Annotated in this window: 11 protein-coding genes and 1 pseudogene; 7 read left to right on the top strand and 5 right to left on the bottom strand. The window is 75.1% G+C overall.

Annotated elements, in window-relative coordinates; genetic code table 11:
- Positions 1-667 (bottom strand): trans-aconitate 2-methyltransferase (locus ACTUAL_RS08345; protein WP_440899841.1); only part of this gene is annotated, 667 nt, incomplete at its 3' end.
- 132 nt (positions 668-799) lie between these two features.
- Between ACTUAL_RS08345 and ACTUAL_RS08340 the strand changes: the two genes are divergently transcribed.
- The gene (locus tag ACTUAL_RS08340; RefSeq protein WP_096491930.1) at positions 800-1,183 is read left to right on the top strand and encodes a hypothetical protein; all 384 of its coding nucleotides are present in this window, start codon (positions 800-802) and stop codon (positions 1,181-1,183) included.
- Between the two features lie 2 nt (positions 1,184-1,185).
- Here the strand turns inward: ACTUAL_RS08340 and ACTUAL_RS08335 are convergent, their stop codons facing one another.
- Entirely contained in the window at positions 1,186-1,524 is a 339-nt protein-coding gene (locus ACTUAL_RS08335) for a winged helix-turn-helix transcriptional regulator (RefSeq protein ID WP_440899840.1), read from the bottom strand.
- 82 nt (positions 1,525-1,606) lie between these two features.
- On the opposite strand from ACTUAL_RS08335, the gene ACTUAL_RS08330 reads away from it, so the two are divergent.
- A complete protein-coding gene (locus ACTUAL_RS08330) occupies positions 1,607-2,473 on the top strand; it encodes an NAD(P)-dependent oxidoreductase (RefSeq protein WP_440899839.1) in 867 nt (288 codons plus the stop codon).
- Between the two features lie 45 nt (positions 2,474-2,518).
- Here ACTUAL_RS08330 and ACTUAL_RS08325 read toward each other — a convergent pair whose 3' ends face one another.
- Positions 2,519-3,544 (bottom strand): LCP family protein, encoded by a 1,026-nt coding sequence (locus tag ACTUAL_RS08325; RefSeq protein ID WP_440899838.1) that lies wholly within the window; start codon positions 3,542-3,544, stop codon positions 2,519-2,521.
- A gap of 86 nt (positions 3,545-3,630) precedes the next feature.
- On the opposite strand from ACTUAL_RS08325, the gene ACTUAL_RS08320 reads away from it, so the two are divergent.
- From ACTUAL_RS08320 to ACTUAL_RS08310, 3 genes and pseudogenes are all read left to right on the top strand, one after another.
- Complete coding sequence (locus ACTUAL_RS08320; protein ID WP_096491933.1) at positions 3,631-4,023, top strand: DUF6542 domain-containing protein; 393 nt, start codon at positions 3,631-3,633, stop codon at positions 4,021-4,023.
- Positions 3,975-4,106, top strand: a complete 132-nt coding sequence (locus ACTUAL_RS08315) for a hypothetical protein (protein WP_256373800.1) — start codon at positions 3,975-3,977, stop codon at positions 4,104-4,106. Before ACTUAL_RS08320 ends, ACTUAL_RS08315 begins: the two co-directional genes overlap by 49 nt.
- Positions 4,103-5,761: pseudogene (locus tag ACTUAL_RS08310) on the top strand (glycosyltransferase); the annotation flags it as partial. The gene ACTUAL_RS08315 and the pseudogene ACTUAL_RS08310, both read left to right, overlap by 4 nt.
- Positions 5,762-6,116: 355 nt before the next feature.
- Here the strand turns inward: ACTUAL_RS08310 and ACTUAL_RS08305 are convergent.
- Positions 6,117-7,313 carry a cytochrome P450 gene (locus tag ACTUAL_RS08305; RefSeq protein ID WP_440899837.1) on the bottom strand — a complete coding sequence of 399 codons (1,197 nt, stop codon included), beginning with the start codon at positions 7,311-7,313 and terminating at the stop codon, positions 6,117-6,119.
- Between the two features lie 625 nt (positions 7,314-7,938).
- Between ACTUAL_RS08305 and ACTUAL_RS08300 the strand changes: the two genes are divergently transcribed.
- Positions 7,939-9,099 carry a nitric oxide synthase oxygenase gene (locus ACTUAL_RS08300; protein ID WP_440899836.1) on the top strand — a complete coding sequence of 387 codons (1,161 nt, stop codon included), beginning with the start codon at positions 7,939-7,941 and terminating at the stop codon, positions 9,097-9,099.
- Between the two features lie 98 nt (positions 9,100-9,197).
- Positions 9,198-10,307 carry an NAD(P) transhydrogenase subunit alpha gene (locus ACTUAL_RS08295; protein WP_096491937.1) on the top strand — a complete coding sequence of 370 codons (1,110 nt, stop codon included), beginning with the start codon at positions 9,198-9,200 and terminating at the stop codon, positions 10,305-10,307.
- Between the two features lie 58 nt (positions 10,308-10,365).
- Here ACTUAL_RS08295 and ACTUAL_RS08290 read toward each other — a convergent pair.
- The coding region (locus ACTUAL_RS08290) for an EAL domain-containing protein (RefSeq protein ID WP_440899835.1) at positions 10,366-11,238 on the bottom strand (873 nt) is incomplete at its 5' end.

Here is an 11,238-nt window from a genome sequence, read left to right as displayed (position 1 = left end):
GCCTCGGCCTCAGGCGCGCCACGTACTCGGCCCACGCCTCGTCGGACAGGGCCGCCCGGACCGGCCGCAGCGCCGTTCCGCCGATCCACTCCAGCACCGCGTCCTCGCCGGTGAGCACCTGCGCGTAGGTGCTCTCCCACGCGTCGACCTCGGCCCCCGCGTCGGCGAGCACCTCGGCGTACCCGACCGGGTCGAGCACCGGGGCGGACCGCAGCACGCCCCGCAGCTCCGGCCAGTCCTGGGCCACCTCGCGGGTCAGCTCGTGCGACGGGCCGGAGAAGTTGCCCGGCACCTGCATCGCCAGCCACGCCCCCGAAGTCAGCTCGCCGACCCAGCGGCGCAGCAGGTCCGGGTGGCCGTCCACCCACTGCAGCACCGCGTTCGTGACCACGACTCCGACGTCCGGGGCCGGCCTCCACTCCGCCACGTCGGCCACCCGCGCGTCCAGGCCCCGCGCGCGGGCCTGCTCGACCATCTCCGGTGACGAGTCGAGCGCCTCGACGACGCCACCGGGCCAGCGCTCGGCCAGGGTGGTGGTGAGGTTGCCGGGCCCGCAGCCCAGGTCGACCACCCGGCGCGGCGACTCGGCGCCGACCCTGGCCAGCAGCTCGTGGAACGGGCGGGCGCGGTGGTCGGCGAAGGCGAGGTACTTCTCGGGGTCCCACATGAGCGTTAACAGTACGAGCGTACTGCTATCGCGTCCAGTGGGAGCCCACCCCGCGAGAACGGCTCGCTCGAACGGAGGAACCCGCGGCGTGGAAGCCGGGGAACGAGCGCGGGTGAGGGTGATGCTGGGGCGGTGGACGTGGGTGGTGGGGACTGGCGGGCGGTCGCGGACGTCGTCAACCGGCGGATGGACGCGCTCGCCGTGCGGCAGGGGGAGCTGGCCGCCGAGGCCGGGGTCTCCACCGCGATCCTGCGGGAGATCCAGCAGGGGGTGATCGCGCGCAGGCGCGGCCCCCGGACGCTGCGGGCCATCTCCACCGCGCTCGGCTGGCACCCCGAGCACCTCGACGCCGTGCTGCACGGGCGCGTCCCGCCCGCCGCCGTGCCCGAGTCGGCCCCCGCCGAGGACGCCGTCCTGGTGCTGCTGCGGACCGTCGTGCGGGAGATCCGGGGGCTCCGGGGGCAGATCGGCGAGCTGACCGCCCTGGTGGGGGAGCGGGAGAACGGTCGGCGCTGACCTCAGGGCGTGCGCACGCCCTCCACGTGCGCCCGGTTCGCCTCGCCCCACTCGCCCAGCGGGCGCAGCGCCTCGTTCAGCGACCGGCCCCGCGCGGTCAGCGAGTACTCCACCCGCAGCACCGCCTCCGGGAACACCTCGCGCGCCACCAGCCCGTCCGACTCCATCTGCCGCAACTGCTCCGCCAGCACCTTCTCCGTCACCGGCGGCAGCATCCTGCGCAGCGCGCCGAACCGGTGCGGGCCCGTCTCCAGCGCCCACAGCAGCAACGCCTTCCACCTGCCGTCCACCACGTCGATCGCCACGTCCAGACCGCACTCGTACCGCCTCCGCCGCTTCACCCACCACCACTTACCACGGGGTGCGCACCCACCCGCAAGTGCGTAATTGATCAAGCCGCGCGACGGCCCCAGGATCGGTCCCGTGAACGAGCGGAAGTCGACGGGCATCAGGACAGCGGGCATCAGGACAGCGGTCATCAGGACAGCGGTCATCGGACTCGGGCAGATGGGCTGGGCGCTGGCCACCGCGCTCGCCTCGGGAGAGCGGGACGTGGTGGTGTGGACGCGGTCCGGCAGGACCGGGCCGGGCGGGACCAGGACGGCGGCCACCTCGGCCGAGGCGGTCGAGCGGAGCGAGGTCGTGGTCGTCTGCGTCACCGGGTACGACGCGGTGGTCGGCCTCCTCCCGGCGCGCCTGGACGGCAAGGTCGTGGTCAACCTCAGCACCGGCGGGCCCGAGCAGGCGCGGGAGGTGGGGCGGCTCGTGCGCGGGCGCGGCGGGCGCTACGCGGACGGGGCGATCATGGCCACCCCGCCCGGCGTCGGGCACGCCATCGTGCTGCTCAGCGGCGACGAGGTGCCCGGCGGGCTCGCCGAGCTGGGCGCCACCACCCACCTCGGGCCCGACGACGGGCTGGCCGCGCTGCACGACACCGCCCTGCTCACCCTCATGTACGGGCAGCTCACCGGCTTCCTGGAGGCACTCGCCCTGCTGCGGGAGGGCGGCGTCCCGGCGCGCGACGCGCTGCGGGTGGCCGAGCCCTGGCTGGACGTGGTGCGCTCGATGATGCCCGACCTCGCCGAGCGGGTCGACTCCGGCGACCACCGCTCCGGCGAGGCCCGGCTGGACATGCAGCTCGCCGCCGCCACCCACCTGGTCGAGGCGTACCACGAGCGCGGCCTGGCGTCCGGGGTGCTGGAGCGCACCGCCGAGCTGCTCGGGCGCGCCGTGGCGGACGGGCGCGGCGCGGACGACCTCGCCGCGCTCGTCGACTTCACCGGGAAGTAGCGCGGTCGCGGGGGGACGCCCCCGCGACCCCGCCCGCCGCAGGCCCTAGTCCACCCCGGGGACGCCGCCCTGGGCAGCCGCCGCCACCGCCCCGCCCGCCTGCGCCTGCCGCATCGCCGCGCGCACCGCCTCCGGCGACCCGATCGGCAGCGTGCTGAACGCGAACCCCGGCGCCTTCCCCAGCACCTCCAGCACGTCCCACCCCTCCGACAGCACCACCGTCCGCCGCGCGACCTCCCCGGCGGGCCCGAGCGCGGTCAGACCCTGCTCCCGCACCCGCGCCAGCACGGCGGTCAGGAACGCCTGCTGCCTGCGGGTGCGGTCCAGGTCGCTGTTCGGCAGCCCGTGCCGCTGCCGCACGAACGCCAGCGCCTGCGCCGCGTCCAGCCGCTGCGGACCGGCCGGGAAGTCCGCGCCCGAGTACTCGTCCTTCGTCGCGCTGTTCAGGCACACGTCGATCCCGCCGAGCGCCTGCGCCAGCTCGTAGAACCCCACCAGGCTCAGCTCGGCCAGCTGGTGCACCGGCACGTCCAGGAACGCGCTCACCGTCTCCACCTGCGCCCGCCGCCCGGCCTCGCGCCCCAGCCACTCCAGCTCGGCCGCGTCCCGCACCCCCTCGGCGACCAGCTCGCGCTCGCGCGCGTCCTTGGCCCGCCCGTACGCCTCCTTGATCTTCCCGCGCTGCGGCCCGCCCGGAATCCCGAGCAGCTCGCCCTCGTTGTCGCGCGGCAGCGAGTAGCCGGTCGCCGCCCCGCCCGCCAGCGGCACCCGCAGCAGGATCATCGTGTTCGCGTTGTACCCGCCCCGGTCCACGTCCCCCGCGTGCATCCGGGCGAGCACCTCGTCCGACGGCGCCCCGCCGTCCAGGTCGCGCCGCGTGGTCAGGCCGATCAGCAGCACGTTCACCCACTCCGCAGGCTCCTCCGCCCCGCCCGCGACGGCCTGCGACCGCCGCACCCCCGTGTCGATCTCCTGGTAGGTGGTCCAGGCGATCCCGGACACCACCAGGAGCGCCGCCCCCAGCAGCGCCCAGACCAGCCTGGTGATCGCGAACAACGTCTCCCTCGGCACCGCGTCCCCCTGTGTGCAAGCGATTGCGCACTTCCAGACGCCCAGGGGGAGAAGTGGTTGTTCCGGACAGCCGAGAGCTGGCGCAGTTGCCCAGCCTCGCCGCGGTCGCCGTGCTCGCGGTGTTCACCGCGGCCGGGATCGGGCTCGACGGCGAGCAACCGGGGTGGGTCCTCGCCGTCCTGTTGATCGGGGGAGCGGGGACGGCCGCCGCGCTGGTGCGGCCGATCGGGCTGTGGGCCGTCGTGCCCGCCCCGCCGGTGCTGCTCGTCGCGGACGTCGCCGTCGTCGCCGCGGTGCGCGGCACGTCACCGGGGGAGATCACCGGGCTCGTCGCCTCCTCGCTGGTCCGCGCCTTCCCACAGGCCGCGGCGGCGGTGGGCGCGGCCCTGCTGGTCGTGTTGATCCGCTTCGCGCGGGCTGGGGGGTTGTGGTGGAGGGCAAGGTCTTCGTCGACCGGACGGGGTGGCGGACGGGGCTGATGCGGGTGGCCGGCTCGGCGCTCGCGCTGGGGCTGGTGGTGGTCGCCGCGCTGCTGGCGACCACCGTCCTGGGGCAGTTGTGAAGCGGGGGGTGAAGGCGCACTGGGTCTCGCTGGGGGTGCTGCTGGCGCTGCTGACGGGGGCGCTGAGCTTCCACGCCCACGCCATCTCGCTGCCCGCGCACCGGGACGCGCCGATCCGGGTCACCGACCCACCGGTCCCCGAGCGCACGCTCGCGCTCGTGGTGCACGGCGGGCCGCACCCGCGCTGGACGCCCAGGTTGCTGGACGCGCTGGCCCGCACGGGCGCGAAGGCGACGTTCCACCTGGTCGGGGCGCGGGTCAACGAGAACCCGGACCTGGTGCTGCGCATGGTCGCGGAGGGCCACGAGGTCGGGGTCGAGTCGTTCCGGCCGGGTGAGCTGCGCCTGCTGGACGGGGCGTTCGCGCGGAGCGCGCTGATCGCGGCGGCGGGCGTGCGCAGCGGGCTGGCCGAGCGGGACACCTGGTCGCCGGACCTGGAGGTGCAGGACGTGAAGGCGATCGCGGAGGCGGGCGCGCCCGCGGACGGGGCGGGCGCGGTGCTGCGGCTGCACGACACCAGCAGCACGCCCGGCGCGGTCGAGGAGCTGCGGAGGCTGCTGCCGCACTACCGGTTCACCACCCGCACCGAGGCGGTCGGGGGACCGCCGCCGCACGCGCCCGCCGACCGGGTCGAGCTGGCCACCGCGCACGCCCTGGCCTGGGCGCAGCGCAACGGCGACCTGCTGGTGCTGCTGCTGGACGTGGTCATCGGCGCGGTCGCGGCGCTGGCGGTGCTGCGGGTGCTCGTGCAGCTCGGCCTCGCGCACACCGCGCGCAGGCTGCACCGCGAGCTGCCCGACGCGCCGCCCGGACCGCTGCCGCCGGTGTCGGTGGTGGTGCCCGCCTACAACGAGGCCGTCACCATCACCGCCGCCGTCCGCTCGCTGGTGGCCTCGGACTACCCGGCCCCGGTCGAGGTGGTCGTGGTCGACGACGGCTCCGCGGACGGCACCGCCGACGTGGTGCGCGCGCTGGAGCTGCCCGGCGTCCGGGTGGTCACGCGGGAGAACGGCGGCAAGGCGGAGGCGCTCAACACCGGGGTGGCGCTGGCCGGGCACGACGCGCTCGTCCTGGTCGACGGCGACACGATCTTCGAGCCGGGCACGCTGGCCGCGCTCGTCGCCCCGCTGACCGCGCCCGGCGTCGGCGCGGTGTCCGGCAACGTCAAGGTCGCCAACCGGCGCGGGCTGCTCGGCCGCTGGCAGCACCTGGAGTACACCTCGGGCTCGAACCTGGACCGGCAGATCCTCAACGCCTGGCGCTGCCTGCCCACGATCCCCGGCGCGGTCGGCGCGTTCCGCCGGGAGGCGCTGGTGGAGGTCGGCGGGGTCAGCTCGGACACGCTCGCCGAGGACACCGACGTGACCATGGCGATCACCCGCGCGGGCTGGCGGGTGGTGTACGAGCCGGGCGCGCGGGCGTGGACCGAGGTCCCGGCGGGGCTGCGGTCGCTGTACCGGCAGCGCTACCGGTGGTCCTACGGCACGTTCCAGGCCATGTGGAAGCACCGGGTCGCGGTGCGCGAGCAGGGCCGCATGGGGCGGTTGGGGCTGCTGTACCTGCTGCTGTTCCACCTGCTGCTGCCGCTGCTGGCGCCGGTGATGGACGTGTACGTGCTCTACGGCGCGCTCGTGGCGGACGCCCCGGCCGCGCTGCCGATCTGGCTGGCGTTCCTGGCGCTGCAGACCGCGAGCGCCGGGTGCGCGCTGCGGCTGGACGGCGAGTCGCTGCGCCCGCTGTGGGCGTTCCCGCTCCAGCAACTCGCCTACCGGCAGCTGACCTACCTGGTGGTGGTGCAGTCGCTGGTGACCGCCGCGCACGGCGTCCCGCTGCGCTGGCAGTCGATCCAGCGCACCGGGCGCGCCGACGCGGTGAGCCGGGAGGTCCTGGCGGGCGTCGCCGGGATGGGCGAGGGCCGGGCCGCCGAGGCGGCGGCGGGAGCGCGGGGGCCGTTCCCGGAGCGGGAGCGGCCCCCGCGCTGTCAGCGGGCGCGCCGTCAGCGGGCGCGCCTCACGCCGAGAACTCCACCGGCAGCGCGTGCACCCCGTAGATGCCCATGTCGGTGCGCATCGGCACCTCGGGCGCCGCCAGCCGCAGGTCGGGGAACTCGCGCAGCAGCCCGGCCAGCCCGGCCCGCATCTCCACCCGCGCGAGCTGCTGGCCCAGGCACTGGTGCACGCCGTGCCCGAACCCCAGGTGCCCGCCCGCGCGCCTGCGCACGTCCAGCTCGTCGGGCCGCTCGAACCGCTCCGGGTCCCGGTTGGCGGCCGGGAGCGAGATCACCACCGTCTGACCCGCGCGCACCCGCGCGCCCGCCAGCTCCACGTCCTCCAGCGCGACCCTGGTGGTGCCGAACTGGATGATCGACAGGTAGCGCATCAGCTCCTCGACGGCGCCGTCCACCAGCTCGGGCTCGGCGCGCAGCGCGGCCAGCTGCCCAGGGTTGCGCAGCAGCGCGTACGCGCCCAGGCCCAGCATGTTCGCGGTGGTCTCGTGCCCGGCGATGAGCAGCATCAGCCCGATGTTGGCGCTCTCCTCGTCGGTCAGCTCGCCGGTGGCTACCAGCCCGCTGAGCATGTCGTCGGTCGGCTCGGCCTTCTTCCGGTCGACCAGCTCGCGCACGTACTCGCGGATGCGCTCGACGGCGGCCATCGCCTCGTCGAGGGTGCTGGTCATCCGCAGCCCGACGGCGGTGTCGCGCTGGAACGAGGCCCGCTCGGCGTAGGGGACGCCCAGCAGCTCGCAGATCACCAGCGACGGGACGGGCAGCGCGAAGTGCGGCACCAGGTCGACCGGCGAGCCCTGGGCCCGCGCCTCGGCGAGCTGGTCGGCGACGATGCGCTCGACCCTCGGGGTCAGCTGGTTCATCCTGCGGACGGTGAACTGGCCGGTCAGCAGCCTGCGGTAGCGGCTGTGGACGGGCGGGTCGGTGGCGATGAACAGGCCGGGCGGCGCGGGCGGCTGCTGCGGGATGACCTGCCCGCCCATCCGGACGGGCGCGTGCTTGAGCTCGGCGCGGTTGCTGAACCGCAGGTCGGCGAGCACGGCGCGGGCCAGGTCGTGGCCGGTGACGAGCCAGCCGTCGTGGCCGTCCGGGAAGCCGAGCGGGGTGATCGGGGCCTCGGCGCGCAGCTCCCCCAGGCGCGCGGGCGGGTCGAACGGGCGCTGCCTGGTGGTGGGCAGCTCGGGGTGGATCGTCTCGGTCATCGCGGACCTCTCCCCATGCGATCGGAAGACCTCTTCGCAAGCTACAGAACATTCATGAAACTGTGAAGAAAGTTGCGCCGGACGTGTGACCTGCGCCGATCCGATTCCCGGTGACCGGGCCCGCGACCCGTCGCGCCCCCCGTGCACGACCGCGTCGCGCGCGCAAGGGGGAAGTCGCGGAATTGGGGGAGGGATCGGGGAAATGCGCGCCGCGCGCCCGCCGGATGATCATTGATCGCGCCGCCGGTCCGGGCGTCCCGCACCGGCGCGGCGACCGCTCGGCGGCCCCCGGGTGACGATCCCGCCCACCCCTACGCCCGATCGGGCGATGTCGACTGGAGTTCGTAGACCGAACGGATCACTCTGGACGGGTGTCGCCGTCACCTGGAAGATGGTCTTGGTAGGCCGCTCACTCGACCGTGGAAACAATGAGCGTGAGCTAAATCACCGTCGGGCGACCTGTATTGCTTTACCAACAATCGAATATCACTCGTTTTCCCAGGACTAGTCACCCTTTCGCGCGATCAAGAGCGCTGGGTGTGGTGGTGGTTGTGCAGTGACGTTGTCCCCCAGTGCCCGGCACGGCGGTGCACCGCCCCCGGAAGTGCAACTACGGTGTCCCGCCATGACCTCCGTCCCCCTGTGCCCGGCAGAGGCCAGGCCGCTCGGCGCGCCTCCCGCGCCGTCGGTCGACCTCGCCGAAGCCGAGGACTTCGTCCGCCTGCACCACTCGGAGCACCCCGAGGCGGGCAGCGTCGACTCCCGGCTCGCCGAGGTGCACGCCGAGGTCGCCGCCACCGGCACCTACCGGCACACCCACGAGGAGCTGGTCTTCGGCGCCCGCGTGGCCTGGCGCAACAGCGCCCGGTGCATCGGCAGGCTCTACTGGCGCAGCCTCAAGGTCCGCGACCTGCGCGACCTGCGCGACCCCAAGGCGGTCGCCGACGAGTGCGTCGAGCACCTCAAGCTCGCGGGCAACGGCGGCCGGATCCGGCCCGTGCTCACCGTCTTCGCCCCCGACGAGCCGGGCAGGCCGGGGCCGCGCATCCACAACGACCAGCTCGTCCGGTACGCCGGGTACCTCGGGGCCGACGGAGGGGTGCTCGGGGACCGGCTCAACGTGGGGCTCACCGCCGAGGCCGTCGCGATGGGCTGGAAGCCGCCGTCGCACCGGGGGCCGTTCGACGTGCTGCCGGTGATCGTCTCCCGCGAGGACGCCGAGCCGCACCTGCTGGAGCTGCCGCCCGAGGCCGTGCTGGAGGTGCCGATGAAGCACCCCGAGCTGCCCTGGTTCCGGGCGCTCGGGCTGCGCTGGCACGCCGTGCCCGCCATCAGCAACATGCGGCTGCGGATCGGCGGGGTCGACTACCCGGCCTCGCCGTTCAACGGGTGGTACATGGGCACCGAGATCGGCGCCCGCAACTACGCCGACAAGGACCGCTACGACCTGCTGCCCTACCTGGCCAAGCGGATGGGCCTGGACACCTCGTCGGTGCGCACGAAGTGGCAGGACCGGGTGCTGGTCGAGCTGAACCGGGCCGTCCTGTGGTCGTTCGAGCAGGCCGGTGTCCGGATCGCCGACCACCACACCGAGTCGGACCGGTTCCTCACCCACGTGGCCAAGGAGGAGGCGGTCGGGCGGCAGGTCCCGGCGGACTGGACGTGGATCGTCCCGCCCATGTCGAGCGGGCTGACCAGCGTCTTCCACCGGTACTACTCCAAGGACGAGCTGCTGCCGAACTTCTTCCCCGGTGACACGGCCGGGGTGTGCCCGGTGATCCACTGACCGTCCGCGCGGGCCCCGCTGCTCCGGTTCGGTGAACCGGACGCGCGTTCCGGTCCGGGGTGTGGTCCCGGTCACCGCGCGCGCCCTACGGTGATCGGGTGAGAGTGGGAATCCCCGCCGAGTCGCGGCCCGCCGAACGCCGGGTCGCCGGGCTGCCGGAGACGGTCGCCCCGCTGATCGCCGCGGGGCTCGGCGCGCTGGTGCAGAGCGGCGCGGGCGCGGGGGCGCACACCCGCGACGAGGAGTACCGCTCGGTGGGGGCCGTGGTCGTCCCCGAGCACCCGGCGGGGTCCGCCGAGGTCGTCGCCTCCGTCCAACCGCTGGACGTCGAGCAGGCCGGGCGGCTGCGGCCGGGGGACGTCACCGTCAGCTTCCTGCCGCCCGCCGCCGAGCTGGACCTGGTGCGGGTGCTCGCTGAGCGCGGCGTCACCGCGTTCAGCCTCGACCTGCTGCCGCGCGTCACCCGCGCCCAGCCCGCGGACGCGCTGTCCTCGCAGGCGCTCGTGGCCGGCTACCGGGCGGTGCTGCTGGCCGCCCAGCGGCTGCCCCGGTTCCTGCCCATGTTCACCACCGCCGCCGGGACCGTGCCGCCCGCGCGGGTGCTGGTGCTCGGGGCGGGCGTGGCGGGCTTGCAGGCCATCGCCACCGCCCGGCGGCTCGGGGCGGTCGTGGAGGCCTACGACGTGCGCTCGGCCGCCGCCGAGGAGGTGCGCAGTCTGGGCGCGCGGTTCCTGGAGCTGGGCCTCGAGGGGCAGGGCGGGGTCTACGCCGACGAGCGGTCCGAGGAGTTCCTGGGGCGGCAGCGGGAGCTGCTCGCCGACCGGGTCGCGGCCTCCGACGTCGTCATCACCACCGCCGCCGTGCCGGGCAGGCGCGCGCCGGTGCTGGTCACCGCCGAGATGCTCAAGGCCATGGCGCCCGGATCGGTGGTGGTCGACCTGGCCGCCGAGAGCGGCGGCAACTGCGCCTGCTCGGTCGCGGGGGAGGAGGTCGTGGTCGGCGACGTGCTCGTGCACGGGGCGAGGAACCTGCCCAGCACGATGCCCGTGCACGCCAGCAGGCTCTACGCCCGCAACGTGGCCAACCTGCTGCTGATGATGGTCTCCGGCGGCCGGATCGCGCCCGACCTGGCGGACGAGGTGATCGGCGGCTGCTGCCTCACCCACGACGGCGAGGTCAGGCACGCGCCCACGCGGGCGCTGCTCTGACGGGGTCGCCGGACGTGCCACCGGGCGCGTCGCCCCTCGCGCGCCGGGCCGCCCCCGCTCACAGCTCGTACCCCGCCACCGGCCCGCCGAACAGCTCGCCGAACCCGCTCGTCGCGCCCGCGCCCCGCCACCACTCCAGGTCCTGCGCCGAGTCCACGCACGGCGCCACGATCTCCACCCCCGCCGCCCGCACCACCGCAGCCAACCCGTCCATCGCCCGGTGCAGCAGCCCCTCCACCGCCTGCCCGGACAACCGGCGCGCCGCGGCGGGCTCGAACACCAGCGCGTCCACCTCCAGCGCGTCCACCAGGGACAGCTCCGCCTGGCCGCCGTTGAACGCCCACAGCCCGGTCGTCACGCCGTTGTCCCGCAGCACCTGCGCGTTGTCGTCCTCCGCCACCAGCGCCGCCCGCGTGTGCAGCCGCAGCCTCAGCCCGCCCGGCGCCAGCCCGGTCTCCGCCAGCACCCGCGACACCGACGCCACCAGGTCCGGGTCCGCGGTCAGCGCGGGCGACAGCTCCACGTGCAGCGGCACCGAGCCCGCCCAGGTCGCCGCCTCCCGCGCCGCCCGCTCCAGCGCCCACAGGCCCAGCGCGGGCGACGAGCCGCCCAGCTCCGCCAGCTCCGCGCACTCCTCGTGCCCCAGCCCGTCCCAGCGCACCCGCGCCAGCAGGCCGGTCCGCTCGCCCGTCGCCAGGTCCACCACCGGCTGGTACTCCACCTCGACCTCGTCCGCCGCCAGCGCGCGCGGCAACCGCGCCGCCCGGCCCAGCAGCTCCCGCGACCGCGCCTCCTCCGCCCGGTCGTACGGCAGCCACTGCCGGGCGCCCAGCGACTTCGCCCGCCGCACCGTCGAGTCCGCCGCCCGCAGCAGGTCCACCACCGGCCAGTCCGACGCCGGGCGGTCCACCACGCCGATCGCCGCCGACAG

This window comes from Actinosynnema sp. (assembly GCF_052038725.1).
The sequence above is the reverse complement of the archived record's forward strand: the minus strand, read 5'-3'. Positions and strand labels throughout refer to the sequence as shown.